24 protein-coding genes are annotated in these 25,821 nt (G+C 72.0%); 12 read left to right on the top strand and 12 right to left on the bottom strand.

The window, feature by feature from the left end:
- Window positions 1-2: 2 nt before the first annotated feature.
- On the bottom strand, window positions 3-1,460 hold the full coding sequence (locus tag ACT1U9_RS03380; protein WP_444536864.1) for a glycosyltransferase 87 family protein: 1,458 nt from the start codon (window positions 1,458-1,460) through the stop codon (window positions 3-5).
- A 113-nt stretch (window positions 1,461-1,573) separates the two neighbouring features.
- Here ACT1U9_RS03380 and ACT1U9_RS03375 point away from each other — a divergent pair, with 113 nt between their 5' ends.
- On the top strand, window positions 1,574-2,734 hold the full coding sequence (locus ACT1U9_RS03375) for a molybdopterin-dependent oxidoreductase (protein WP_444536863.1): 1,161 nt from the start codon (window positions 1,574-1,576) through the stop codon (window positions 2,732-2,734).
- Window positions 2,734-3,252 carry a hypothetical protein gene (locus ACT1U9_RS03370; protein WP_444536862.1) on the top strand — a complete coding sequence of 173 codons (519 nt, stop codon included), beginning with the start codon at window positions 2,734-2,736 and terminating at the stop codon, window positions 3,250-3,252. The genes ACT1U9_RS03375 and ACT1U9_RS03370 overlap by 1 nt, the downstream gene beginning before the upstream one ends.
- Here ACT1U9_RS03370 and ACT1U9_RS03365 read toward each other — a convergent pair.
- Entirely contained in the window at window positions 3,249-4,082 is an 834-nt protein-coding gene (locus ACT1U9_RS03365; RefSeq protein ID WP_444536861.1) for a TrmB family transcriptional regulator, read from the bottom strand. The two genes, ACT1U9_RS03370 and ACT1U9_RS03365, sit on opposite strands and share 4 nt — an antisense overlap.
- A 248-nt stretch (window positions 4,083-4,330) precedes the next feature.
- Between ACT1U9_RS03365 and ACT1U9_RS03360 the strand changes: the two genes are divergently transcribed.
- The gene (locus ACT1U9_RS03360; RefSeq protein WP_444536860.1) at window positions 4,331-6,367 is read left to right on the top strand and encodes a putative Ig domain-containing protein; all 2,037 of its coding nucleotides are present in this window, start codon (window positions 4,331-4,333) and stop codon (window positions 6,365-6,367) included.
- Window positions 6,368-6,439: 72 nt separating this feature from the next.
- On the opposite strand, the gene ACT1U9_RS03355 is transcribed toward ACT1U9_RS03360, so the two are convergent.
- The 3 genes from ACT1U9_RS03355 to ACT1U9_RS03345 are packed head-to-tail and all read right to left on the bottom strand — an operon-like array spanning window position 6,440 to window position 8,468.
- Window positions 6,440-7,117 carry a methyltransferase domain-containing protein gene (locus tag ACT1U9_RS03355; RefSeq protein WP_444536859.1) on the bottom strand — a complete coding sequence of 226 codons (678 nt, stop codon included), beginning with the start codon at window positions 7,115-7,117 and terminating at the stop codon, window positions 6,440-6,442.
- Window positions 7,114-7,761, bottom strand: coding sequence for a TIGR04282 family arsenosugar biosynthesis glycosyltransferase (locus ACT1U9_RS03350; RefSeq protein ID WP_444536858.1), 648 nt, complete (start codon window positions 7,759-7,761; stop codon window positions 7,114-7,116). Before ACT1U9_RS03350 ends, ACT1U9_RS03355 begins: the two co-directional genes overlap by 4 nt.
- Window positions 7,758-8,468, bottom strand: coding sequence for a glycosyltransferase family 2 protein (locus ACT1U9_RS03345; RefSeq protein ID WP_444536857.1), 711 nt, complete (start codon window positions 8,466-8,468; stop codon window positions 7,758-7,760). Before ACT1U9_RS03345 ends, ACT1U9_RS03350 begins: the two co-directional genes overlap by 4 nt.
- 125 nt (window positions 8,469-8,593) lie before the next feature.
- Between ACT1U9_RS03345 and ACT1U9_RS03340 the strand changes: the two genes are divergently transcribed.
- Window positions 8,594-9,349 carry a response regulator transcription factor gene (locus ACT1U9_RS03340; protein ID WP_444536856.1) on the top strand — a complete coding sequence of 252 codons (756 nt, stop codon included), beginning with the start codon at window positions 8,594-8,596 and terminating at the stop codon, window positions 9,347-9,349.
- Window position 9,350: 1 nt separating this feature from the next.
- Window positions 9,351-10,463, top strand: coding sequence for a sensor histidine kinase (locus tag ACT1U9_RS03335; protein ID WP_444536855.1), 1,113 nt, complete (start codon window positions 9,351-9,353; stop codon window positions 10,461-10,463).
- A 7-nt stretch (window positions 10,464-10,470) separates the two neighbouring features.
- On the opposite strand, the gene ACT1U9_RS03330 is transcribed toward ACT1U9_RS03335, so the two are convergent.
- Entirely contained in the window at window positions 10,471-11,490 is a 1,020-nt protein-coding gene (locus ACT1U9_RS03330) for an NAD-dependent epimerase/dehydratase family protein (RefSeq protein ID WP_444536854.1), read from the bottom strand.
- A 78-nt stretch (window positions 11,491-11,568) separates the two neighbouring features.
- On the opposite strand from ACT1U9_RS03330, the gene ACT1U9_RS03325 reads away from it, so the two are divergent.
- Window positions 11,569-11,880, top strand: a complete 312-nt coding sequence (locus tag ACT1U9_RS03325; protein ID WP_444536853.1) for a 4a-hydroxytetrahydrobiopterin dehydratase — start codon at window positions 11,569-11,571, stop codon at window positions 11,878-11,880.
- 22 nt (window positions 11,881-11,902) lie between these two features.
- On the opposite strand, the gene ACT1U9_RS03320 is transcribed toward ACT1U9_RS03325, so the two are convergent.
- Window positions 11,903-12,781, bottom strand: coding sequence for a sigma-70 family RNA polymerase sigma factor (locus ACT1U9_RS03320; protein WP_444536852.1), 879 nt, complete (start codon window positions 12,779-12,781; stop codon window positions 11,903-11,905).
- Window positions 12,782-12,984: 203 nt separating this feature from the next.
- Complete coding sequence (locus tag ACT1U9_RS03315) at window positions 12,985-13,860, bottom strand: NmrA family transcriptional regulator (RefSeq protein WP_444536851.1); 876 nt, start codon at window positions 13,858-13,860, stop codon at window positions 12,985-12,987.
- Between the two features lie 93 nt (window positions 13,861-13,953).
- Here ACT1U9_RS03315 and ACT1U9_RS03310 point away from each other — a divergent pair, with 93 nt between their 5' ends.
- Both ACT1U9_RS03310 and ACT1U9_RS03305 read left to right on the top strand, forming a co-directional pair.
- On the top strand, window positions 13,954-14,940 hold the full coding sequence (locus ACT1U9_RS03310; protein ID WP_444536850.1) for a cupin domain-containing protein: 987 nt from the start codon (window positions 13,954-13,956) through the stop codon (window positions 14,938-14,940).
- Window positions 14,937-15,881 (top strand): class I SAM-dependent methyltransferase, encoded by a 945-nt coding sequence (locus ACT1U9_RS03305; protein WP_444536849.1) that lies wholly within the window; start codon window positions 14,937-14,939, stop codon window positions 15,879-15,881. Before ACT1U9_RS03310 ends, ACT1U9_RS03305 begins: the two co-directional genes overlap by 4 nt.
- A gap of 80 nt (window positions 15,882-15,961) precedes the next feature.
- Here the strand turns inward: ACT1U9_RS03305 and ACT1U9_RS03300 are convergent, their stop codons facing one another.
- Window positions 15,962-16,804 (bottom strand): aldo/keto reductase, encoded by an 843-nt coding sequence (locus ACT1U9_RS03300; RefSeq protein WP_444536848.1) that lies wholly within the window; start codon window positions 16,802-16,804, stop codon window positions 15,962-15,964.
- A 277-nt stretch (window positions 16,805-17,081) separates the two neighbouring features.
- Between ACT1U9_RS03300 and ACT1U9_RS03295 the strand changes: the two genes are divergently transcribed.
- From ACT1U9_RS03295 to ACT1U9_RS03285, 3 genes are all read left to right on the top strand, one after another.
- Window positions 17,082-18,323 carry a glycoside hydrolase family 88/105 protein gene (locus ACT1U9_RS03295; RefSeq protein WP_444536847.1) on the top strand — a complete coding sequence of 414 codons (1,242 nt, stop codon included), beginning with the start codon at window positions 17,082-17,084 and terminating at the stop codon, window positions 18,321-18,323.
- Window positions 18,320-19,099 carry a Tat pathway signal sequence domain protein gene (locus ACT1U9_RS03290; protein ID WP_444536846.1) on the top strand — a complete coding sequence of 260 codons (780 nt, stop codon included), beginning with the start codon at window positions 18,320-18,322 and terminating at the stop codon, window positions 19,097-19,099. Before ACT1U9_RS03295 ends, ACT1U9_RS03290 begins: the two co-directional genes overlap by 4 nt.
- Window positions 19,100-19,221: 122 nt before the next feature.
- Window positions 19,222-20,220 (top strand): chitinase, encoded by a 999-nt coding sequence (locus ACT1U9_RS03285; RefSeq protein WP_444536845.1) that lies wholly within the window; start codon window positions 19,222-19,224, stop codon window positions 20,218-20,220.
- A gap of 42 nt (window positions 20,221-20,262) precedes the next feature.
- On the opposite strand, the gene ACT1U9_RS03280 is transcribed toward ACT1U9_RS03285, so the two are convergent.
- Both ACT1U9_RS03280 and ACT1U9_RS03275 read right to left on the bottom strand, forming a co-directional pair.
- Window positions 20,263-22,062 carry an AMP-dependent synthetase/ligase gene (locus ACT1U9_RS03280; protein ID WP_444536844.1) on the bottom strand — a complete coding sequence of 600 codons (1,800 nt, stop codon included), beginning with the start codon at window positions 22,060-22,062 and terminating at the stop codon, window positions 20,263-20,265.
- 242 nt (window positions 22,063-22,304) lie between these two features.
- Complete coding sequence (locus ACT1U9_RS03275) at window positions 22,305-23,789, bottom strand: MFS transporter (RefSeq protein ID WP_444536843.1); 1,485 nt, start codon at window positions 23,787-23,789, stop codon at window positions 22,305-22,307.
- Between the two features lie 114 nt (window positions 23,790-23,903).
- Here ACT1U9_RS03275 and ACT1U9_RS03270 point away from each other — a divergent pair, with 114 nt between their 5' ends.
- Complete coding sequence (locus tag ACT1U9_RS03270) at window positions 23,904-24,881, top strand: Lrp/AsnC family transcriptional regulator (protein WP_444536842.1); 978 nt, start codon at window positions 23,904-23,906, stop codon at window positions 24,879-24,881.
- Here the strand turns inward: ACT1U9_RS03270 and ACT1U9_RS03265 are convergent.
- Window positions 24,856-25,725, bottom strand: coding sequence for a LysR substrate-binding domain-containing protein (locus tag ACT1U9_RS03265; RefSeq protein WP_444536841.1), 870 nt, complete (start codon window positions 25,723-25,725; stop codon window positions 24,856-24,858). The two genes, ACT1U9_RS03270 and ACT1U9_RS03265, sit on opposite strands and share 26 nt — an antisense overlap.
- Window positions 25,726-25,821 lie beyond the last annotated feature (96 nt).

Here is a 25,821-nt window from a genome sequence, read left to right as displayed (position 1 = left end):
CGTCAGACAGTAACCCGGGCCACTGACAACGCCCGGCGCCGGACCACCCACCCGGCCAGCGCGATCGCCCCCGCGACCGCGTAGGCCGAGGTGCGCACGAGGTCGAACGAATGCGGCATCGCCCACGCCGTGACATAGCAGACCGCACCCGCCGCCGCGACCGCCAGCCACTCCCACCGGCCGTCGAGCGCCACCAGTGCGACCAGCAGCAGCGCGTACCAGGAGTAGCCCGGCGTCATCATCAGGAAGGCCCAGCCGAGCACCAACAGGGCGCCGCTCCAAGGGCGTTGCGGGTCGCCCCGGCGCAGCACGTACAGCACGACCAGCGCCACCACGACGAGGGCGCCGGGCAGCGCCCAGTCGTCGGGCAGCACCAGGCGGACCAGCCCGTACCGGCTGCGGGCCGAGGCGTCGTCGTACCCCTCCTCCTCCGCGTAGCCGCCGAGATAGCCGAAGACGGAGGCGTGCGAGACGAGGACGTACGGGAGGTAGGAGAGCGCGACGAATCCGGCGGCCGGGACGAGGACGCTCGCGGCCCGCCGCCAGTCCCGACGCCGCCCCGCGAGCACCCCCGAGAGCGCGCCGGGCAGCACCACGGCGGGAAGCATCTTGGCGGCGACCCCGGCCCCGATGAGCACGCCCCCGACGGCGTTGCGCCGCACCGAACCGAGGCCCGCCACCACCCCCAGCCCCGCCACCGTGAACAGCACCGCAAGTCCGTCCACATGCGCGTTGTTCACCGCCTCGATGGGCACCGCCGGGCACCACGCCCAGTACGCCGCCCCGCGTACGTCCCCGCGTCGGCGCAGGATCAGCAGCAGGACGCCCGTGGTGGCCACGGCAAGCAGCGCGCCGCCCACCTGGAGCGGCTTGTGGCGGGCGCCTGAAGGCGAGAGTTCATGGACGCCGAGGAAGTACACCTCGGCCACCGGCGGGTAAATGGTGTGCACTTGGGGGCGGTTGAGGCGGGTGCAGAGGCCCGGCTCGCCGTCGATCTTGGCGCGATCCGGGCCCTTGCACGCCGCGCCCGACGGGAACAGCCAGGAGTCGCGCAGCCCCGCCAGCTCCCGGTCCGCCGGGACATGGTCGTACGGCGAGATCCCCGCGGCCTGCACCCGGCCGTCCCAGGCGTAACGGAACATGTCCGTGCTGGTGGTCGGCGGCGCGGCAAGGCCCGTCGCCGCGACCAGCGCACCGCCCGCCAGGATCAGGCCCGTACGGTGTCGGGCCGGGACCCGCCGCAGCGACCACGCGGCGGCCGCGAACAGCAGCCAGCAGGCCAGGTACCACCACGACAGCGCGCCGGGATGGCCGTAGTAGCCGTCCTCGACGAACGTGGTGGCGAGCACGGCGGCCAGCGCGATCAGCAGCACGGCGGTCAGCGCGGTGCGGCGGACGGCGGTCGGTGCGGCCGTCGGGGTGTCGGCGGCCGGGGCGGTGGCGGTACGCGGAGCGATCACCCGTCCACATTCGCAGCCCGGGGCGCGTCCGGACGGCCCAGCGCACCACGCGTCCGAGAACCGTAAGGTGTCGGGAGCGCTGTTCAGGGCCCTGTCGGGGATGTCATGGAGGCATGAAGTCACGACTCCCGCTTCCCCCGCCGCCGACGGCACTGCTGCCGGTCTTCCGCGGCAGGCTGCACGACAAGCGCACCGCGACGGCGATCGGCCGGCTGCTCGGCGTGGCCATGCTCGTCTGCATGGTCACCGGTGTGATCAGCCACTACCTCCAGCATCCGCCGAGCTGGCTGGCGGATGTGCTGCCCAGCGAGCCGAGCTGGGGGTACCGGCTCAACCAGGGGCTGCACGTCGGCGTGGGGATCGCGGCGATCCCGCTGCTCTTCGCCAAGTTGTGGACGGTCTACCCGAGGCTGTTCGTGTGGCCCGCGCTGCGGAACGTACGCCACGCCCTGGAGCGGCTGTCGGTGGCGGTGCTGGTGGCGGGCGCGATGTTCGAGCTGCTGACGGGGCTGCTGAACACCGTGCAGTGGTACCCCTGGCCGTTCAGCTTCGTGCCGGTGCACTTCGCGGTGTCGTGGGTGCTCACCGGGGCGCTGCTGTTGCATCTGGCCGTGAAATGGCCCGATATCAAGGCGTACTGGTGGCAGCGGTCGGCCGCCACGCGCGCGTTGCCGGCCGAGCCGGAGAACGCGCCCGACCGGCGCTCGCTACTGACCGGGCTCGCGGTGGCGGTCGGCGCGGTCACGGTGACGACGGTGGGCCAGAGCTTCACCCCGCTCAAGGACGTCGACCTGCTGGCGCCCCGCCACCCCGACCACGGCCCGCTGGGCGTGCCCGTCAACCGCACGGCGGCGCAGGCGGGCATGACGCATGTGGATGCGGTCGCCTGGCGCCTGACGGTGGTCGGGCCGCGCCCGTACGAGCTGACCCTCGACGAGCTGGCCGCGATGGAGCAGTCCGAGGTGGAGCTGCCGATCGCGTGCGTGGAGGGGTGGAGCAAGAACGCGCACTGGACCGGGGTGCGCATCAAGGACCTCACCGAGCGGGCCGGGGCGCCCGGGGCCGCGCTGCGGGTGATCTCGCTGGAGGAGCACGGGGCGTACCGCGTGATGGACATGGGCCGCACCTACGCGCGCGACCCGCGCACCCTGCTGGCGCTGCGGCTCAACGGCCACACCCTCACCGCCGACCACGGCTACCCCGCCCGCATCATCGCCCCGAACCGCCCCGGGGTGCTCCAGACCAAGTGGGTCACGCGACTGGAGGTGCGGTGATGGTGACGCGGTACGCGGTGGGCGCGGTCGGCGTCGGCCTGATGGGCCTCGGGGCGTTTCTCGCCTGGTCGCAGCGGCCGTGGGACGTGGTGGTGTGGCTGGTGGGGGCGGTGGTGCTGCACGACGGTCTGATCGCCCCGTTCGTGCTGCTCGTCGGCCTCGGGGTGGCGGCGGCGCGGCCCGGGGTGCGCGGCCCGCTGCGCGCGGGGCTGCTCACCGCGGGCTGCCTCACGGCGATCGCTCTGCCGGACATCCTGCGCCCGGGCCCGGTGGTCAATGTGACGGTGCTGCCGCTGGATTACGTACGGAACTGGCTGGTGCTGCTGGGAGTGGTGGTGCTTGCGACTGTGGTCGTGATGGTGGGGAAGCGGGGGCGGGGTGGACGCGGGGGGCACGTGCGGAAGCCCGAGCCCGGGCCGACGGCGCCGAAGCCCGGTCCCGCACCTCCGAAGCCGGGACCCGCGCCCGCACCTCCGAAGCCCGGCCCCGCCGCACCCCCCAAGACGCCGCCCTCCTAGGCCCGCCGCGCGCCCCCCTCCCGTACGCGCTGTATCGACTCCGCGTTCTCCCACAGGGTCTGGAACGCGAGGCGCAGGCAGGCCGCGAGGGCCGGGTGTTCGATGTAGAGCGCGGTCGTGGCGCCGGTGCCCGCGACCGGGTCCGGCATGTCGCACAGCACCAACGACGCGTCCGCTATGACCAGTTTGAGGGGAAGTTGCTCGGTGAAGCGGGCCTCCTCGCCCGCCTCGCCGAACCGGGCGACGTTCTGGAGGACCTCGTCGTCGCTCAGCGCGTCGTACGTGTACAGCGCGCGCACCGTGCCGCCGCCGCGCCGCAGCCGCCGGGCGGCCTTGAGGCCCGGGAGGTTGGCGGCGGGGGCCACGAACGGCGGGCGGCAGAACGTGAGGAGCTCGGTGTCGGCCTGGTCCTGGATGTCCGCGAAGCGTTCGGCGATGGTCTTGGGGTCGCGCAGCACCTCGATGTAGTCGAGCGGGTCGGTGTGCGAGCGCCCGGCCGACCAGAGCGGCAGCAGCGCCGCCGTGAGCCCGGTGGAGACGTGTTCCAGCCGTTCCAGGGTCTCCCGCTGCCGGGCCATCAGCCGGGCCAGGGCGAGCTCCGGGGCCACCGCCCCGAACGTGGCGACCTTCCCCCCGTGCGCGACGGCCAGCTGGGCGCGGACGAGCCCGTCCAGCACGTCGTAGACGCGCTGCCGCGGCACCTCCGCCTCCCTGGCGACCTGCGCCGCCGTGTACGAGTCGCGCCGCACCAGCGCGAGATAGACCCGCGCCTCGTAGCGCGACAGTCCGAGGGCGACGAGGTCGTTGACCGACTCCTGTTCCGGCTCCATGGTCAACCACGGTATAGCGCGATCAGTGAAGCGTGATCCAGCCGAATCCCACGAGAATCCTTGCCTTTTGCTTTGCCCGTCGGACAGTTGTCGGTGACGGGCGGGTGTCCTACCTTCAACGATGCCACCACTCAGCAGGGTGGCACTTTCTCAGAGGCGATCTTGTCATGCACGCGACATTGATCCCCGGGCAGTCGCCTCCGCTCGCCCTCATCCCGGCGAGCCAACCCCCCATGGAGGGCAGTTCCATGTACGCGAAGAGACCCTTCGGACTCAGAAGACCGACCGGCCGAGCCACCACCGCGCTGCTGTCCCTCGCCGCGTTCGCCACCGGTGGACTCATCGCCGCCGCCCCGTCCGTCTCCGCCGCCCCCTCGGCGCCCGCGCACAGTGCCGCCGCCACGACCGCCGCCACCTCGACCGCCACCCAGACCGGCGCCGCCCCCACCCAGCGGCTCTGCGCCCAGGCCACCAAGCCGGGCCGGATGTCCTGCCTGGCCCTGGCCCGTACCGATGTGAAGCAGCACCTCGGCATCACCCCGAACGCCGCGCCGTCCGGCTACGGCCCCTCCGACCTGCAGAGCGCCTACGCCCTGCCGTCGGGCGGCTCCGGTGCCACGGTAGCGATCGTCGACGCCTATGACGACCCCAACGCCGAGTCGGACCTGGCCACTTACCGTTCGCAGTACGGTCTGCCCGCCTGCACCACGGCCAACGGCTGCTTCAAGAAGGTGGACGAGAACGGCGGCACCAGTTACCCCACGGCCGACTCCGGCTGGGCCGGTGAGATCTCCCTCGACGTCGACATGGTCAGCGCCGTCTGCCCGTCCTGCCACATCCTGCTCGTCGAGGCCAGCCAGCCGTCGATGGCCGACCTGGGCACCGCGGTGAACCGCGCGGTCACCATGGGCGCCAAGTACGTCTCCAACAGCTACGGCGGCAGCGAGGACTCCACCGACCCGTCGTCGGACTCCTCGTACTTCAACCACCCCGGCGTCGCCATCACCGTCTCCTCCGGTGACAGCGGCTACGGCGTCGAGTACCCGGCCGCCTCCCAGTACGTGACCTCGGCCGGCGGCACCTCGCTGAGCCGCGCGAGCAACGCGCGCGGCTGGTCCGAGTCGGTCTGGGGCACCAGCGCAGGCGGCCAGGGCGCGGGCTCCGGCTGCTCCGCGTACGACCCCAAGCCGTCCTGGCAGAAGGACACCGGCTGCTCGATGCGGTCCGTCGCCGACGTCTCCGCGGTCGCCGACCCGGCCACCGGCCTCGCGGTGTACGACAGTTACCAGGCCAGCGGCTGGAACGTGTACGGCGGCACCAGCGCCTCCTCGCCGATCATCGCGGGCGTCTACGCGCTTGCGGGCACCCCGGCCGCGGGCACCTACCCGGCCTCCTACCCGTACGCCCACCCGTCCGCGCTCAACGACGTGACGTCCGGCGCCAACGGCTCCTGCGGTAACTACCTCTGCCAGGCGGGCCCCGGCTACGACGGCCCCACGGGCCTCGGCACCCCGAATGGCACCGCGGCGTTCACCGGCGGCACCAGCACCGGCAACACCATCACGGTGAGCAACCCGGGCAACCAGAGCACCCAGATCAACACGGCCGCCTCGCTCCAGATCAAGGCCACCGACTCGGACACCAGCCAGACCCTGACCTACAGCGCCTCGGGCCTGCCGGCCGGTCTGTCCATCAACTCCTCGACCGGTCTGATCTCCGGCACCCCGACGGCCGCCGGCACCTCCAGCGTGAGCGTCACCGTCAAGGACGCCACCCAGGCCTCCGGCAGCACCTCGTTCAGCTGGACCGTCACCCAGCCCGGCGGCGGCTGCCAGCCCGCCCAGCTGCTCGGCAACCCCGGCTTCGAGACCGGCTCCGCGGCCCCCTGGTCCGCGACGGCCGGTGTGATCGACAACAGCAGCAGCGAGCCCGCGCACTCCGGCTCGTGGAAGGCCTGGCTGGACGGCTACGGCACCACCCACACCGACTCGCTCTCGCAGACCGTGACCATCCCGGCCGGCTGCCACGCGAGCCTCAGCTTCTACCTGCACATCGACACCGACGAGACGACCGGCAACACCGCCTACGACAAGCTGACGGTGACGGCCGGCTCGACCACCCTGGCCACCTACTCCAACCTCAACAAGAACACCGGTTACGCGCTGAAGACGTTCGACCTGTCCTCGCTCGCGGGCTCCACGGTGACCATCAAGTTCAACGGCACCGAGGACGTCAGCCTGCAGACGTCGTTCGTCGTCGACGACACGGCGCTGAACATCAGTTGATGCCCCCCACTACGGGGTGACGGGGGCGGGCCCGGACCTGGCGGCGCCAAGTCCGGGCCCTTTCGCATGCGTTCACCGTCTGCGCAGCGCGACGAAGGGGCGCCCGGACGACGTCCAGCGCTGCGCCGCGTACCAGCCGGTGGTGTGCGCGTAGCGGAGCAGCGCGGCGGTGCCGAGCCGGGACCAGGGGAAGCCGGACCCGAAGGCGCCCCGGCCGTCGGCGACCCGCACCTCGACGCTCTCGTCCACGTCGAACGGCGCCGCCTCCACGATCAACTGCCCCTTGCCGTCCACCAGTTGGGCGGCTCGGGCGAGCAGCGCCGCCGGGTCGCCGCCGATGCCGACATTGCCGTCGACGAGCAGCGCGGTCTGCCAGCGGCCCTCGCCCGGCAGCGGGTCGAACACCGACCGGCACAGCGCGCTGCCGCCCGAGCGCTGGGTGCGCCGGACGGCCTCGGGGCTCACGTCGACGCCGAGCGCGGCCGTGCCGAGCGCCGCGAGCGCCACCACCAGGCGGCCAGGACCGCACCCGATGTCGAGCACCGCGCCGCGACATCGCCGCAGCACGGTCAGATCGGCCGCGTCCGGCGCGGCACACCACCGCTCCACCTCCAGCGGCAGCAGCCAGCCGTCGTGCCGGTGCAGGAACAGCGGCCCGCGCCCGCTGCGGATCGCGTCCGTGTACGGGTCGGCCCGCCAGGCGAGCGCGGAGGGCGTCGGGGTCGCGGTGGTCGCGGCGGTCGTGGTCATCGGACGAAGTCCCGCCGTCCGACCCGTGCCGCCATCCGCGCGAACCGTCCGTGCGGTGCCTGGGCCGTCACCTCCCGTACGTCGTCCGCCGTGTCCACATCGCGCAGCGGCGGGAGTTCACGGACCGTCAGACCCGCGTCGAGCAGCCGCCGCCGCTGGACGGCTCCCGTCTCCGGTACGGACATGGGCACCCCGCGCAGCAGCGCCGGGTCGGGGGCGGTCAGGCCAAGGGACCAGAAGCCGCCGTCGGCCGCCGGGCCGAACCACGCCTCGCCCGGCCCCCAGCCGCACAGCGCGGGGGCGAGCAGAGCCGGGGTCACCTGCGGGGTGTCCATCCCGATCAGCAGGGCCGGGCCCGCATCCAGGGCGAAGGCCGCCGCCAGCCGTTCGTCCAGGCCGCCCGCGCACTGCGGGACGACCTCGATGCCCGGCGGGAGCCAGGGCCCGGGGGCGCCGTCGAGGACCAGGATCCGGCGGCGCGCCGGAGCTGCGAGCACCGCGTCGAGCGTGTCGGCGAGCGCGGCCTCGGCGAGCCGGGCGGCCTCCTCGGGCGTGTACGGCGGGGTGAGCCGCGTCTTGACCCGGCCCGGCACCGGCGCCTTGGCGATCACCAGCAGGGCGACGGGCGCGCTGCGGGCCGTCACCGCGCGCTCGCCGCGGTGGCCGTGGGGCCGGGCGCGGGCGGCAGGGCGAGCACCGCCCGCATGTCCCGCACGGCGTGCCAGGTGCCCCGCCAGGTGCCGGTCACCTTCGACTTCCCCGTACGCGGCAGATACGGCACATCCCGCTCGCGCACCCGCCACCCGGCGTCCGACGCGCGCACCACCATCTCCAGCGGATAGCCGCTGCGCCGGTCGGCGATGCCCAGGTCGAGCAGGGGGGCGCGGCGGGCCGCCCGCAGCGGGCCGAGGTCGTGCAGACGCAGTCCGGTGCGGCGGCGCAGCATCCGGGACAGGGCCGCGTTCCCGGCCCGTGCGTGCGGCGGCCAGGCCCCGCGTGCGGTGGGCCTGCGCCGGCCGAGGACGAGGTCGGCGTCACCGCGGGCCACTTCCCGTACGAAGGAATCCAGGAGAGCGGGGTCGAGCGAGCCGTCGCAGTCGCAGAAGCACACGTACTCGGCCTCGGCCGCGAGCAGCCCCGCGTGGCAGGCCGCGCCGAAGCCGCGCCGGGCCTCGTGCACCACGGTTGCGCCGAGCGCGCGGGCGATGTCGGCCGAGCCGTCGGTCGAGCCGTTGTCGACGACGAGGGCCCGCCAGCCGTCGGGGATCCTGGCCAGCACCCAGGGCAGCGCCTCGGCTTCGTCGAGGCAGGGGAGTACGACGTCCACCGTCGTGGGGATCGAGTCGGTCACGCCCCTCACGGTACGAAGTCGAAGCGGACAAATCGGGACCTCGGCTTCTTACGAAACACGGACGTCCGTATCGGTCCGCCATCCGGGCACAGACACCGCCTCCCGGCGGGTGCGACGCTGGGGCCATGCAGAACGCTCAGCACCGCATCCTCGTCGTCGACGACGACCCGACCGTGGCCGAGGTCGTCACCGGCTATCTGGAACGTGCCGGGTACGTGGTCGACCATGCCGCCGACGGGCCCGCCGCCCTGCGCACGGCCGGTGCGCGCTGGCCCGACCTCGTCGTCCTCGACCTCATGCTGCCCGGCATGGACGGCCTGGAGGTCTGCCGTACGCTCCGGGGCACCGGGCCCGTACCGGTGATCATGCTCACCGCGCGCGGTGACGAGGACGACCGGGTGCTCGGCCTGGAGATAGGGGCGGACGACTACGTGACCAAGCCGTTCAGTCCGCGCGAGCTGGTGCTGCGCGTCGACTCCGTGCTGCGCCGCAGCCGCGCCGCCGCGATGCCGGGGCCGCGGATCAGCCGCGCGGGCATCGCCCTCGACCCGGCCGCCCGCCGCGCGTCCAAGCAGGGCCGTGAACTCGCCCTGACACTGCGGGAGTTCGACCTCCTGGCGTATCTGGTCGGCCACCCGGGCGAGGCCATCACCCGCGAACGCCTGATGCACGACGTGTGGGGCTGGGAGTTCGGCGACCTGTCGACCGTCACGGTCCACGTACGACGTCTGCGCGGCAAGATCGAGGACGACCCGGCCAAGCCGAGGCTGATCCAGACGGTGTGGGGGGTGGGGTACCGGTTCGACGAGGAGCCGGAGGTGCCGGAGCAAGGCCCGTCCGGAGTGCAGGCCCCCGACCCCGCCGCCGGGGCGGAGGGCTGACATGCGCGACATCCTCCTCATCGCCGTCTACGCCTTCCTCGGCGCCGGGGCCGCCGGGCTGCTCGGGGCGCTCGCGCTGCGGCTGCTGCGGCACCGTTCCGTCACCGCGTCGCTCGCCGTCGTGGCGGCGGTCGCCGTCACCGCGATGCTCGCCGGGACGCTCGCGGTGGCCTGGGAGATGTTCCTGTCCTCGCACGACCTCAAGGTCGTCACGCTCGTCATCGCCATGGCCGCGGCCGTCTCGCTCGCCACCGCGCTCATCCTGGGCCGCCGGGTCGTCGCCAGCAGCCGTCAACTCGCCCTGGCCGCCCGCTCGTTCGGCGAGGGCGGCAGCTTCGCCGCGCCCGAGGGGCCGGCCACCGCCGAACTCGCCGCGCTCAGCCGGGAGCTCGCCGCCACCAGCGCCAAACTGTCCGCCTCCCGCGAGCGCGAACGCGCCCTGGAGACCTCCCGCCGTGAGCTGGTCGCCTGGATCTCGCACGATCTGCGCACCCCGCTCGCGGGGCTCAGAGCCATGGCCGAGGCCCTGGAGGACGGCATGGCCAAGGACCCCGACCGCTATTTCCGCCAGATCCGCACCGAGGTGGAACGGCTCAACGGCATGGTCGGCGACCTCTTCGAGCTCTCCCGCATCCACGCCGGCGCCCTCGCCCTCAACCCGGCCCGGATGTCCGTGCACGACCTGGTCGGCGACGCGCTGGCGGGCGCCGACCCGCTCGCCCGCGAGCACGGCGTACGGCTGGTCGGCGAGTGCGTCGAGCCCGTGCCGGTCGAGGTCGACGGCAAGGAGATGACCCGGGTCCTCGCCAACCTGCTGGTCAACGCGATCCGGCACACCCCGGCCGACGGCACGGTCGCGGTCGCCGCCGAGGCGCGCGCGGAGTCGGTGGTGCTCTCGGTGACGGACGGCTGCGGCGGCATCCCGGACGACGATCTGACCCGCGTCTTCGACACCGGCTGGCGCGGCACCGAGGCCCGCACCCCACCGGGCGGCGCGGGCCTGGGCCTGGCGATCGTGCGCGGCATCGTCGAGGCCCACGCGGGCAGCGCCGCCGTCCACAACGTGCACGGCGGCTGCCGCTTCGAACTGATACTCCCGGCGGCGCGCTCCTGACGAACTGTCAGGCGAGAGGTGCGACCGGCCGCAGTTCCGCCCGGGCGAACTCCGTCATTCCCTCCGCGAACCCCACCGCCGGGCGCCAGCCCAGTTCCTCGCGCAGGCGGGCCGAGTCGGCCGTGATGTGGCGGACGTCGCCGAGCCGGTACTCGCCGGTCACCACCGGCGCCGGGCCGCCGTACGCGTCGGCCAGCGCCCGGGCCATCTCGCCGACCGTGTGCGGGGTCCCGCTGCCCGTGTTGTACGCGGTGAGCGCGCCCGGCGCCCGGTCGCGCACGGCCTCCAGGGCCACCGCGTTCGCCCCGGCCACATCCCGTACGTGCACGAAGTCCCGGCGCTGGCGGCCGTCCTCGAAGACCCGGGGCGCCTCCCCGCGCGCGAGCGCCGAGCGGAAGAAGGAGGCGACACCCGCGTACGGCGTGTCGCGCGGCATCCCCGGCCCGTACACGTTGTGGTAGCGCAGCGACACCGCCCGCCCCCCGGTCGCCCGCGCCCACGCGGCCGCCAGGTGCTCCTGCGCCAGCTTGGTCGTCGCGTACACATTGCGCGGGTCGACGGGCGCGTTCTCCGCGACCAGACCGGGTGTCAGCGGCGCGCCGCAGTGCGGGCACAGCGGCTCGAACCGGCCCGCCGCCAGCTCCTCGTACGGCCGGGGCCCGGGGCGTACGGGACCGTGGCGCACACAGTCGTAGCGCCCCTCCCCGTACACGACCATCGACCCGGCGAGGACCAGGTCCCGCACCTGCGCCTCGGCCATCGCGGCGAGCAGCACCGCCGTGCCGAGGTCGTTGTGGGACACGTAGTCGGGCGCGTCGGCGAAGTCGGCGCCGAGGCCGACCATCGCGGCCTGGTGGCAGACGGCGTCGACGCCGCGCAGCGCCCGGGCGACCGCCGACGGGTCGCGGACGTCGTCGGCGGGGTCGACCGCGCGGTCGAGGACGACCGGTTCATGGCCCCGGGAGGTCAGGGCCGAGACGATCTGCGAGCCGATGAAGCCCGCGCCTCCCGTGACAAGTACACGCATAGGGGCGACGCTACGGAGACGGAGTCGCGGATACCGCACTCCACACCGCACCGTCACCGCCTCGTAAGGAGTCCGGTCATGCCCGTTGAGCCGCTGTCGCAGAAGGACATCGAGGACCGCCTGCGCGAACTGCCGGGCTGGTCGCTCTCGGACGGCCAGGACCGCATCGGCCGCACCTACCGACTCGCCTCGCACTTCGCGGCCACCGCGATGGTGATCCACATCGCCCAGATCCAGGACGAGCTGAACCACCACTCGGATCTGACCCTCGGCTACAACACGGTGGCCCTCACGGTGAACTCGCACGACGCGGGCGGCGCGGTCACCGAGAAGGACTTCGAGCTGGCGCACCGCGTGGAGGCGATCGCCTCCGGCCACGGCGCCAGCTGACCCGTCGTGCGGCTGCGTCCCGTCAGGCGTCGAGCGCCGAGATGTCGACCTGACGCAGCCGCTCCAGGTCGGCGAGGATGTTGATCTCGACGATCCTGTCGTCCCGGACGGTGAAGCCGAGCACCGCCATGGCCGTGCCCTGCGGCGCGTTCACCACGCCCATCGCGCCGTTGACCAGGGCCAGCTGGGCGAACTGGGAGTACTGCTTGAAGGACAGCGCGTTCTGGACCACCGCGTGCGCGCCCAGCACCGTCTTGTTCGGGGTGAGCGAGCCGCGCCCGTAGTCGGCGCGCAGCACGATGTCCGGGTCGAGCGTGGCGAGCAGCGCGTCGAAGTCGCCGCCGCGCGCGGCCGTGAGGAACGCGTCGACCACCTTGCGCTGCCGGTTGAGGTCCGGGTCCGGCGCGGCCGTGCCCTGCACGCGGCGGCGCGCCCGGCTCGCCAGCTGCCGGGTCGCCGCCGGGGTGCGGTCGACGATCGTGGCGATCTCCTCGAAGGGGACGCCGAACATGTCGTGCAGCACGAACGCCAGCCGCTCGGCCGGGGCCAGCGTGTCCAGCACGACCAGCAGCGCGAGCCCGACCGAGTCGGCGAGCAGCGCCTCGTGCTCGGGGTCTATCCGGTCGGGCCGGCTGACGATCGGGTCGGGCACATGGATGTCCAGCGGGTCCTCGCGCCGGGCCTGGCGCGAGCGCAGCATGTCCAGGCAGACCCGCGAGACGACCGTCGTCAGCCAGCCGTTGAGGTTCTCCACGCCCGCGCTGGAACTGTCGGCCCGCAACCAGGCTTCCTGGACGGCGTCCTCGGCTTCGCTCAGTGAGCCGAGCATCCGGTAGGCGACCGCCCGCAGTCGCGGCCGGTTCTCCTCGAATCGCTCTGCCAGGGATTCGTTATCGTCCATCGGTCAGATCCTTTGTAGCGCGCGTCGTCAAATATGCAGTGACAGACAAGAACCTAGTCCGAAGGAATGACTTGGGGACCAACGACAGGCCCCTTATGCCGTAATCAGGTGCTCACTATGGGTGTGGTTTTGATCACGGCTGGTTTCGGTCATCTGGCCGGAGAGCTACTGTCCAGGGGGTTTTCCGCCAGTCTTTGTCCCCGTTAGAGATGCCAGTCGCCGGCCGCCGCCGCGTTCCGCGCGAACTCCGCGAACGCCTTGGGGTCCCGGCCGAGAACGCGTTTCACGCCGTCCGTGGTCGAGGAGTTGTGGCCGTCGAGCAGCGTGGTGAAAAGGCCCGCCAGCCACTCGGCCTCCGACTCGGCGAGCCCGTACGTCACGAGCAGGCGCGCGTACTCGGCGCCGGAGACCGGAACATAGCGCACCGCGCGGCCGGTCGCGGCCGAGATCTCCTGGGCCACTTCGGCGAACGTCAGCAGCTGAGGTCCCGTCAGCTCATGGACGGCGCCCGCGTGACCGTCCTCCGTCAGAGCCTTCACGACGACGTCGGCGATGTCGTCCGCGTCCACCCACGGCTCGGCCGTCCCGCCCGCCGGGAACGGGATCTCGCCGTACAGCACGCCCTCGGCCATCGCGCCCTCGCTGAAGTTCTGCGCGAAGAACGCGCCACGGACGACCGTGAGGTCCGTCGCCACCAGAGCCTCGCGCAGCGCGTCCTCCGCGCGCACCGCCTCCGGCTCACCGCGCCCGGAGAGCAGCACAAGGCGCCGTACGCCGTGCCGCGCGGCCAGGGTGCCGAAGGCACGCATCGCCTCGACGGCGCCGGGCGCGGCGAGATCCGGGTAGTACGCCACATACGCGGCGGCCGCGCCCGCGAGGGCCGGGCCCCACGTCGACTCGTCCGCCCAGTCGAAGCGCGTCTCGCCCCGCCGCGACCCGGACCTGACCCGCACGCCCAGCGCGGTCAGCCGCTCGACCACGCGGTGTCCGGTCTTGCCGGTGCCGCTGGTGACCAACACGGTCTGATCGAGGGCGACTTCGGCCGTGATTTCCTGAGTGTTCCGCTCGTTGTTCGTCATGTCTCCACCCTCGCGGGCGGCCGCCGCACTCTCCATGCGTCAGGAACTCACGCGCATACGCCTGCGTCCACATGTCCGTTTACGCTGGCCATCATGGACGCACTGGCCGGACTGCTCGACGGGCCGCGGGCCCGAGGGGCCTTTCTGCTGCGGATGGTGATGGAGCCGCCCTGGTCCGTACGGATCGAGGACCGGGCGCCGATCTGCCTGATGTCGATGACCCGGGGGGAGGCGTGGATCGTCCCGGACAGCGGCGAGCCGGTGCTCGCCCGGCCCGGCGAGATCGTCCTGGTGCGCGGCCCCGACCCGTACACCGTCTCGTACGCACCGGACGCCGAGCCGTTTGCCCGGATCGGGCCGGGCGAGGTCTGCACCACGCTGCGCGGCGAGCCGCTGGCGCAGTCGATGGAGCTGGGCGTACGCACCTGGGGCAACGCGCCGGACGGCTCGGCGACCATGCTCATCGGCACGTATCTGATGGAGGGTGAGATCAGCGGGCGGCTGCTCGGCGCGATGCCGCCGGTGCTCCGGCTAAGTGCCGAGGAGTGGAACTGCTCGCTGATGTCGCTGCTCGACGCGGAGATCTCCAAGGACGAGCCCGGCCAGAGCGTCGTCCTGGACCGGCTGCTCGACCTGCTGCTGATCGCGGTGCTGCGGGCCTGGTTCAACCGTCCGGGCGCCGGCGCGCCCGGCTGGTACCGGGCGCTCGGCGACCCGGTGGTCGGGCCCGCGCTGCGGCTGCTCCAGAACGAGCCCGCGCACCCATGGACGGTCGCGGCGCTGGCCGCGCGGTGCGGAGTCTCCCGGGCCGGGCTCGCGCGGCGGTTCGGGGAGCTGGTGGGGGAGCCGCCGATGGCGTACCTCACGGGGTGGCGCCTCGCGCTGGCGGCCGATCTGCTGCGCGAGACGGACGCCACCGTCGAGGCGATCGCCCGCCGCGTCGGCTACGGCGGCGCGTTCGCGCTGAGCGCCGCGTTCAAGCGGGTGCGGGGGATCAGCCCCCAGGACCACCGCGCGTTTTGCCGGAACGGCAAGGAATCTCCCGGAGCGGTGGCGTACGGGGGCAGGGTGGAGCCATGAGCGACATTCACGGCCACGACGGCCACGACAGCGATGCCAACGGCGGCCACGGTGCGAGGCGCCACGGCCATACGCATGGCCACCAGCACGGCACCGGCGACATCGACTGGGCCACCATGGCGGCGTTCCTGGTCCGCAGCGGCGAGCTGTACTCGCCGATCTATCGTCAGGCTGCGGCCTGGATCGGCGACCAGCGGCCACTGGGCGAGGTGCGCCGGATCCTCGACATCGGCAGCGGCCCCGGCGTGGTGACCTGTCTGCTCGCCGAGGTGTTCCCGGCCGCGGAGGTCGTGGCCGTCGACGCGAGCCGGGGGCTCCTGGACCATGCGCAGGCGCGCGCGGAACGCCTCGGCCTGGCGGACCGCTTCCATACGATCGAGGCCGAACTCCCGGACGACATCGGCACGTTGGGCGAGGCCGACCTCATCTGGGCGGGCAACTCGCTGCACCACATCGGCGACCAGCGCGCGGCGCTCGCGCGGTTCGCGGAGCTGCTGCGGCCGGGCGGCACGGTCGTGCTCGTCGAGGGCGGGCTGCCGAGCCGGCATCTGCCGCGCGACATCGGCATGGGGCGGCCCGGGCTCCAGGCGCGGTTCGACGTCGTGGTGGACGAGTGGTTCAACCGGATGCGGGCGGAGCTGCCCGGGGCCAAGGAGGAGACGGAGGACTGGTCGGCGCTGCTCGCGTCCGTCGGGCTCACGCCGACCGGTACCCGCAGCTTCCTGCTCGACTGCCCGGCGCCGCTGGATCCGGTGGTGCGGGAGCAGGTCGTGGCCGACTTCAGCTGGGCGTGGGAGGCGGTCGGGGAGGAGCTGTCGCAGGAGGACCAGGCGGTGGTGCGGCGGCTGCTCGACCCGGCGGACGAGGCGGGTCTGGCGCGGCGCGGGGATGTGTTCATGCTGGCCGCGCGCTCGATCCACACGGCGAGGCGGGATGGATAGCGTCACCCCTGACGCAGCGATGCCGCCGCCCGGGACATCCCGGGCGGCGGCATCGCGTACTGCTGTCCTTCTACCTGAACTCAGTTCCAGTCGAAGTCGTCCGGGTCCGGACCGAGCCGCTGGGACTCGTTGAGCGCGGCGATCGCCGTCATGTCCTCCGTGTCGAGCTCGAAGCCGAACACGTCGAAGTTCTCGGCGATGCGCGAGGGCGTCACCGACTTGGGGATGGCGATGGTGCCGAGCTGGAGGTGCCAGCGCAGCACGACCTGGGCCGGGGTCTTCGCGTACTTCTGTGCGATCGCAACGATCGTCGGGACCTCAAGGAGGCCCTTGCCCTGGCCCAGCGGCGACCAGGCCTCGGTCGCGATGCCGTGCTCGGCGTGGAAGGCGCGGAGCTCGTCCTGGGCGAGCTGCGGGTGCAGCTCGATCTGGTTGACGGCCGGGACGACGCCCGACTCGTCGATGACGCGGCGCAGCTGCGGCTCCTTGAAGTTGGAGACGCCGACCGCCTTGGCGCGGCCGCTCTTGGCGATCTCGCCGAACGCGTTCCAGATCGTCACGTAGTCCTCGCGCATCGCGCGCGGCCAGTGGATCAGATACAGGTCGACGTAGTCGAGGCCGAGCTTGGACAGGGAGGCGTCGAACTCGCGCAGCACGCTGTCGCGCGTCCACGTCTCGCGCGCGCTGTTCCACAGCTTCGTGGTGACGAACAGCTCCTCGCGGGCCACCCCGGCCGACGCGATCGCCTTGCCGGTGCCCACTTCGTTCTCGTAGATGGCGGCGGTGTCGATGGACCGGTATCCGGCCTCGATCGCGGTGGTGACCGCCTGCGCCGCCTCGTCGTCCGGCACCTGCCAGACGCCGAAACCGAGCTGCGGCATCTCGACGCCGTTGTTGAGGGTGATGGAGGGGACCTTGCTCACGAGCGGTCGATCCTTACGTCGTCGGTCTGGTACTCCCCCCGTCAACGATCACGACCACCAAACCATTCCCGATCGCGATGCCGCTCGGGCCGGCGCGTGATCCTGCCGCCGATTGGCGCAATATAGATCCGACCTTCTCGGTCCGGACCATTGACCGCGCTCCAACAAGCCGCAACTCTATGGCAGATAGCTGAACGCGGTACACCCTTGTGAACAGCGTGCCCAGTCCGGCGATGTGCATATGCCACATATGGGTCATAAGTCCTCGTGAGGTGACATGAAGAGAGCCCGCGCCCCCCGCGGCGCCCCCCACCGAACTCCCCACCGAACCTCCCGGCTGCTCACCGCCCTGGTCGCCGCCACGCTCACGGCGGGCGGCCTCAGCGCGGCCACCGGACCGGCTGCCGTCGCCCAACCCAGGGCGACCGGGAACCACGACTTACAAGCCGCCGACTGGTCCGCCGCCATGACCCGGTCCACCACGGCCCGCTACACCCCGTCGTCCATCGGCGGCTGGTCCTATCCCGTCGGCCTCTACCTCTTCGGGCAGTACCAGGTCTATCAGCGCACCCGCGACCCCAAGTTGCTCTCGTTCATCAAGAGTTACGTCGACCGGTTCGTCGACGCGTCCGGCGCGATCGGCCAGAGCTTCGACAGCCTCGACAGCATGCAGGCGGGCCGACTCCTGGTGATCCTCCACCACGAGACCGGCCAGGACCGCTACCGCGTCGCTGCCAAGAAGATCGTCGACCGCCTCACCACCTACCCCCGCACCGCCGACGGCGGCTTCTGGCACGCCGACAACAGCAGCCGCGCGCACCAGCTCTGGTCGGACGGGGTGTACATGGTGAACCCGTTCCTCGTCGAGTACGGCAAGGAGTTCGGCGACTCCGCGTACACCGACGACGAGGCGGCGAGGCAACTCGCCGTCTACGGCGGTCACTTGCAGGCCTCCAACGGCCTGCTGAGGCACGCGTACGACGAGTCGCGCATCGCGAGCTGGGCCGACAAGAGCACCGGGCTCGCGCCCGAGCACTGGTGCCGGGCCATCGGGTGGTACGCGATGGCGGTGGTCGAGGTGCTGGACGCGCTACCGGCCGACCATCCCCGGCGTGCCCAGCTGCTCATTTACCTTCGTAACCTCGCCGGTGGTCTGGAGCGCTTCCAGGACCCGAAGACCGGCCGCTGGTTCCAGGTGGTCGACAAGGGCGCCAGGCCGGACAACTGGACCGAGACGTCCTGCTCCAGCATGTTCACGTACGCCCTGGACCGTTCGGTGCGGCAGGGGTATATCGACCCGCGCTTCGAGGCGGTGGCCCGGCGCGGCTACCAGGGCGTTCTCGCCAAGGTCTCACTCGGCCAGGACGGACGCACCGACCTCACCGACATCTCCGTCGGGACCGGCGTGGGGGAGTACGCGTACTACGTCGGGCGCACCCGGGCGACCAACGACTTCCACGGTCTGGGCGCCTTCCTGATCATGAACGAACAGCTCGCATCGAGGGGGACAGGGCGATGACCGCGTCCAGAAGGGCCGTACTCGGCGCCGCGCTCGGCGGCGCGGCCGCCGTGACCACCGGACTCTCCCTGCCCGCCAGGGCTGCGTCCTGGCAGCAGAAGTGGGCGCCGTCCGCCGCCACCGACGGGCTCAGGGCGTTCGAGACCGTCGAGGACGACCGGGCGAACTCGCACCCGGCCGGGCATCCGCACATCGTCCCCGACGGCGACAACTTCCGCTTCACCATGCACACCGTCGACCGCGACACCATGACCGACCGGCAGCGCCAGGAGGTCACGGGGCTGCGGACCGGCGACTCGTATCTGAAGTGGCTGCCGGGACAGACGTGGCGGGTGACGTACTCGATGTACATCCCGAGCTCGCTCAAGGCGACCACCACCTTCACGCACATCATGCAGATGAAGCAGCCCGGCGACGGCAGTTCGCCGATCGTTGTGCAGTCGCTGCGGCGGGTGAACGGGGTGCAGACGATCGAGCTGAACCTGCCGATCTCCAACACGCTGATCGGGCGCACCGCCCTCGATCCGCTGCACGACACCTGGACCGATGTGGACTTCCAGATCAAGGTCGGTGACGGGACGGCGGGTTCGGTCCGCTGGATCCTCAGCCGGGGTGGCACCACCGTGATCGACAAGGCCAGGTCGGGCGTCGACACGTTCCTCGCCGACCGCGTCCGCCCCAAGTGGGGGATCTACCGCTCACTCGGCGACACCTCGGGCTCGCTCCAGAACACCTACCTCCTGCTCACGAACCTGCGCGGCTACCAACTCGTCTGACGCGCACGGCAGTTGAGCGACGCGAGGGATTGACATCGCGCGCTTGAGGCACTGCTATGCCCTGTGCTGGTTAGGAAGCTTTCCTAACCCACTCCTCTCGGCCCCCAACGAAAGGAACTCCCATGCACGTTGCCGTATCCCGACGCGGTGCCACGGCTGCCGTCACTGGACTCAGCTGCCTCCTGTTCCCGCTCATCGGCGCCCCGGGCAGCAGCGCCGCGCCCCGAAGCGGCGCCGCCGGGTCGATGGCCGTCGCCCCGTACGAGTACCTCGGCTGGGGCAGCCCGCAGAAGCCCACCGACGTCATGGCGGCGACCGGCGTCAAGTGGTTCACCCTCGCCTTCGTCCTCTCCGACGGCGGCTGCAACCCGAAGTGGGACGGGACGCGCGCGCTCACCGGTGGGTCGGACCAGGCGGCCGTCAACTCCATCCGGGGCGCGGGCGGCGATGTGGTCGTCTCGGTCGGCGGCTGGAGCGGCAACAAGCTCGGCGAGAAGTGTTCCAGCGCGTCCGCGCTGGCCGGCGCCTACCAGAAGGTGATCGGCGCCTACCACCTCAAGGCGCTCGACATCGACATCGAGAACACCGAGTTCTCCAACGCGACCGTGCGCAAGCGGGTCGTGGACGCGCTGAAGATCGTCAAGACGGACAACCCGGGGCTCGTCACCTACGTGACCATGGGCACCACGCCGAACGGGCCCGACGCCAATGGCAAGGACCTCATCAAGAAGGGCGCGGCGGCCGGGTTCGCCAACGACGGCTGGGTGATCATGCCGTTCGACTTCAACGGCCACAGCGGCTCGATGGGCTCGGCGACCGTCAGCGCCCTCGAAGGGCTCAAGGCCGCGGTGAAGGGCGCGTACGGCTACCCCGACGACACCGCGTACCGGCACATCGGGGTGTCGTCGATGAACGGAAAGACGGACGAGGCCGACGAGACCGTCACCACCGGGGACTTCCAGACCATCCTCAACTACGCGCGGCAGCACCACATGGCGCGGTACGCGTTCTGGGCCGTCAACCGGGACCGCCAGTGCGGCTCGGGCGGCTCCGGCGACTCGTGCAGCGGGGTCGCACAGGCGCCGTACGCCTTCACGAAGATCGTCGTCCAGTACATGTGACCGATCAGCAAGGGGGTATGGGACGCCCTGTACCGCGACGGCTCAGCGGTACAAGGCGTCCACCTCCACCGTGTAGGCCTCCTCGATCGCGCGCCGCTTGAGTTTCAGCGACGGGGTGAGCAGACCGTGCTCCTCGGTGAACTGATGGGCGAGGATCCGGAACGTACGGATCGACTCCGCTTGCGAGACCAGCGTGTTGGCGGCCACCACCGCGCGCCGCACCTCCATCTCCAGATCCGGGTCCCGGACCAGCTCGGAGGCGGTGAGCGAGGGTTTGCCGCGCAGCGAGAGCCAGTGGTCGACGCCCTCCTGGTCGAGGGTGACCAGGGCCGCGATGTACGGGCGGTCGTTGCCGACGACGATGCACTGGGCCACCAGCGGATGCGCCCGCACCCGCTCCTCCAGGGCGACGGGCGAGACGCTCTTGCCGCCGGAGGTCACCAGGATCTCCTTCTTGCGGCCGGTGATGGTGAGATAGCCGTCCTCGTCGAGCGCGCCGATGTCGCCGGTGGCCAGCCAGCCGTCCTTGAGCACGCTCTCGGTCGCCTTGGGCTCGTTGAGGTACCCGGAGAAGACCTGGCCGCCGTGCAGCCACACCTCTCCGTCCTCGGCGATGTGCACGGTGGTGCCCGGCACCGGCTGGCCCACCGTGCCGAACCGGGTGCGCTCGGGCGGGTTGGCGGTGGCGGCGGCCGTGGACTCGGTCAGCCCGTACCCCTCGTAGATCGTGACGCCCGCGCCGGCGAAGAACAGGCCGAGCCGGCGGCCCATGCTGGAGCCGCCGGACATCGCGTGGCGCACCCGCCCGCCCATCGCGTCGCGGACCCTGCCGTACACGAGCTTCTCGAAGAACTGGTGCTGCATCCGCAGCGCGGCCGACGGCCCGGGCCCCAGGCCGAACGCCTTCTGCTCCATCGCCTCCGCGTACTTCACGGCGATGTCGACGGCCTTGTCGAAGGGGCCGGTCCGCCCCTCGGCCTCGGCCTTCCTGCGGGCCGCGTTGAAGACCTTCTCGAAGATGTACGGGACCGCGAGGATGAAGGTGGGGCGCAGCGACTGGAGGTCGGGGATCAGCGCGGTCGCGGAGAGCGCGGGCTGGTGGCCGAGCTTGACCCGGCCGCGGATCGCCGCGATCTCCACCATCCGCCCGAAGACGTGCGCCAGCGGCAGGAACAGCAGGGTCGCGGCCTCGTCGCCGGGCCGGGAGTGGAAGACCGGCTCCCAGCGGGCGACCATCGTGTCCGCCTCGAACATGAAGTTGGCGTGGGTGATCACACAGCCCTTGGGGCGGCCGGTCGTGCCGGAGGTGTAGATGACGGTCGCGGTCGACTCGGGCGTCACCGCGCGCCGGTGGCGGTGGACCACGTCGTCCTCGATCTGCGCGCCCAGCGCGAGGAGTTCGGGCAGCGCGCCCGCGTCCAGCTGCCACAGCCGTTTGAGGTGGGGGAGCCGGTCGACCACCGAGCCGATCGTCATGGCGTGGTCCTCGTGCTCCACCACACACGCCGTGACCTCGGAGTCATGGAGCATCCAGAAGACCTGCTCGGCGGAGGAGGTCGGATAGATGGGCACCGGCTGGGCGCCGATGGACCACAGCGCGAAGTCGAACAGCGTCCACTCGTACCGCGTACGGGCCATGATCGCGACCCGGTCGGCGAACCGCACCCCGTCCGCGATCAGCCCTTTGGCGAGCGCGAACACCTCGTCGCGGAACTGTCCGGAGGTCACGTCCTGCCACTGGCCCGAGGCGTCCTTGCGCGCCAGCGCGACCCGGTGCGGGTCGTCCAGGGCATGGTCGTACACGACATCCGCCAGCCCGCCGACGTGAGGCGCCGTCGCCATGGGTGGGACAGTGAACTCGCGCAATACCTTGCTCCTTGTGGCGCTCCGCACAGCGCCGGTGACGGTACCCCACCCGGGGTGCAGACGGGAGGGGCGTCGAGGAATGCGCGCAAGTGCGAGTGTGTCCGGTATCACCACAGGTCAACACAGGGAGCGGGCCCGTGTCGGGCCCGCTCCGGCCCTTTTCTGACCCTGGGGTCAGGTTCGGGCGAGTTTTTCTCCACCGAATCTGTACGACCTGGTCACGCCCGCTCTACCGGGACCGGAGCATTGGTACGGACTTGCACGGGCGGCGCCGAGGGCGTGCGCACCAGGGCGAACACCGCCAGGGCGGCCACCACGGCGAGCGAGCCCGCCGCCACCGCGCCCCAGTTCAGACCGGTCGCGAACGCGGAGTGCAGCGCCTCGTCCGGGACCCTGCCGCGCAGCGCGCCCGCCGCGCCGCCCGCGAGCGCGCGGGCCTGCTCGTCGCTGTGCAGGGAGTCGGTCATCCGGCTGGTGACGAGGGTGCCGAACACGGCGATGCTCACCGCGTAGCCGAGCTGGCGCACCGAGTTCATCGCGCCGGTCGCCATCCCGCTGCTGCGCTGCGGCACCGAGGCGAGTGCGGCGGAGGCCAGCGCGGGGCTGACCAGGCCGACGCCGACACCGGTCACGATGAGACCGGCCACCAGGGACTTCCAGTCGGAGCCCGAGTCGAGCAGCGCCTGGCCGAACATGCCGAACCCGATGAGCAGCAGCCCGACGCAGAGGAGCAGCCGCTGCGAGACACCGTGCAGGAACCGCCCGCCGAGCGCCGAGGTCGCGAACGACGCGAGCGCCAGCGGCACCAGCGCGAGACCGCCGGTCACCGGGCTCATCCCGAGCAGCGTCTGGAGCCAGATCGAGGTGTACGGCAGCACACCGAACGCCGCCGCGTTCAGGGCGACGGCCGCCACAAGCACGCCCACGAACGCCGGGCGCCGCAGCAGCGACAGATCCATCAGCGGCCGGGCCACGCGGCGCTCGGCGATGACGAAGACGAGCAGGGCGAGCGCCGACACGGCGAAGGACACCAGGGTGCGACCGGCTCCCCAGCCGTCCGTTCCCGCGTTGACCGCCCCGTATGTGAGCGATCCGGCGAACAGCGCGAAGAGCACCGTGCCCGCCCAGTCGATGCGGCCGCCCGCAGGGTTCCTGGACTCCGGCACCACCCGGATCGTCAGCCACACCGCGGCCGCGCTCACCGGAAGGTTGACGAAGAATATCCAGCGCCAGCCGAACCCCTCGGTGAGCAAGCCGCCCAGGATCGGGCCGAGCGCCGCCGCCGCGCCGTTGACCGCGCCCCACACACCGAGCGCGATGGAGCGGTCGCGGCCCTGGTAGGCGGCGCCGAGCAGCGGCAGCGTGGTGGCGAACATCGCGGCGGCGCCCACGCCCTGGAGCGCCCGCATGGTGATCAGTACCCCGGAGCTGTCCGCGAGGCCGCAGGCGAGCGAGGACAGTGCGAACAGGACCGTGCCCGCCGCGTAGAACTTCCGCCGCCCGGCCAGATCGGCGCCCGCGCCCGCGCCGAGCAGCAGCGCGGCGAGCGCCAGCGCGTACACGTCGATCACCCACTGCAGGCTCGACAGCGAGGCGTCCAGCGAACTCGCCATGTCCGGCAGTGCCACCGTCACGATCGTGACGTCCAGGAGGAGCATGAACGTTCCCAGACAGACCGCGACCAGCGGCCCCCACTTGCGCATTTCCAGACCCTCCGACTCTTTCGTTGACGTCCCGTACGATCGGTTCCGTACGGAAGGAATTGCCACCCAATTCGTCCGTCGCGCAGGAATCCGACATCGGAAGGGGCAGGACCGGTGGATTCACCCGAGTTCGACGAGCTGGATCTACGGCTGCTCAACGCGCTGCAACTGGACGGCCGGGCCCCTTTCAGCCGGATCGCGGCCGTGCTCGGCGTCTCCGACCAGACCGTGGCCCGCCGCTACCGGCGGCTGTACGCGGAAGGTGAGCTGCGGGTCGTGGCGGTCCGCGACCACGAACGGTTCGGCCACGACCACTGGATGCTGCGGCTGCGCTGCACCCCGGACGCGTCCGTCTCCATCGCCACCGCACTGGCCCGGCGCCCCGACACCAAGTGGATCGGGCTCACCTCCGGCGGCACCGAAGTGGTCTGCACGACCGAGTCCCGCAGGCCCGAGGACCATGAGGCGCTGCTGCTCGGCAAGCTGCCGCGCACCCCGAGCATCGTCGAGATCGGCGCCCATCAGCTGCTCCACATCTTCTACGGCGGCCCGCTCGGCTGGTTCACCAAGGGCCCGGCGCTGACGGCCGAGGAGAGCGCGGCGCTGCGGCCCGCGCCCGTGGAACCGGCCGAGGGGCCGTCCGGCCCGCTGCGGCTCGACGCGGCGGACGAGGCGCTGATCGCGGCCCTGGAGCAGAACGGCCGCGCGGGCTACCCCGAACTCCAGAAGGCCACCGGCCGCTCCGAGTCGGCCGTCAAGCGCCGCCTGGACCAACTGCTGCGCTCCGGCGCCCTGTTCATCGACGTCGAGTTCGACTCGGTCCGGTTCGGCTACCGCAGCAAGGCGATGCTGTGGATCACGGTCGCGCCCTCGGCGCTCGCCTCGGTGGGCGCGGCCCTCGCCTCCCACTCCGAGATCCCCTTCGCCGCCGCGACCTCGGGGCCCTCCAACATCGTCGCGGTCGTCATCTGCCGCGACGCCGCCGAGCTCTACACGTATCTCAGCGAGAAGCTCGGCACCCTCGACGGAGTCCAGCACGTCGAGACATCGCCGCTGCTGCGCCAGGTCAAGCGGCTGACGTACGCGGGCTGACCCCGCCCGCCAGGATCGCCGCCGCCAGCGCGTCCGCCGCCTCCTGCGCCTGCGGGCGGCGTCGGCCGTGCAGCAGCACGAAGTCCACCCCGCCGAGCTCCGGCAGCCCCGACCTCGGCGGCAGCGGCGCCAGACCCGGCGGGACCAGGCCGCGCGTATGGGCCATCACACCGAGCCCCGCGCGCGCCGCCGCGACGAGTCCGCTGAGGCTGCCGCTCGTACAGGCGATGCGCCAGGCGCGGCCGTGCTCCTCCAGGACCTCAAGGGCGCGGGCCCGGGTGATGCCCGGCGGCGGGAAGAGGATCAGCGGCACCGGCCGGTCGGGGTCCGGGCGCAGCCCGGGCGCGCCGATCCAGCACAGGGTGTCCTGCCAGACCAGTTCGCCGTGGGTGTCGCCCGGGCGGCGCTTGGCCAGCACGAGGTCGAGGCGGCCCGCTTCCAGGCGGCGGTGCAGGGTGCCGGAGAGCTCGACCGTCAGCTCCAGGTCGACCTCCGGGTGCTCGCGGCGGAACGCCTCCAGGATCTCGGGGAGCCGGGTGAGCACGAAGTCCTCGGACGCGCCGAACCGCAGGCGGCCGCGCAGCCGGGTCCCGGTGAAGTAGGCGGCCGCCCGTTCGTTGGCGGCCAGGATCGTCCGGGCGAAGCCGAGCATCGCCTCGCCGTCCTCGGTCAGCCGCACGCTGTGGGTGTCCCGGCTGAACAGCGGCCGCCCGGTCGCGTCCTCCAGACGCCGTACGTGCTGGCTCACGGTGGACTGGCGCAGCCCGAGCCGCCGCGCGGCCTGCGTGAAGCTCAGGGTCTGCGCGACGGCCAGAAAGGTCCGCAACTGCTGGGGCTCGTACACATCAAGACGTTATCGCGGAACGTGATGACAGTCAGAGTGGTGTACGGGATTCCCGATCGCGCCGGGGAGGTGAATGATCGAGAAGGCACGATCCGA

The organism is Streptomyces sp. BR1 (genome assembly GCF_052373795.1).
Lineage (GTDB): Bacteria > Actinomycetota > Actinomycetes > Streptomycetales > Streptomycetaceae > Streptomyces.
Note: the sequence above shows the minus strand (reverse complement) of the source record. Positions and strands in the feature narration are given on the sequence as shown.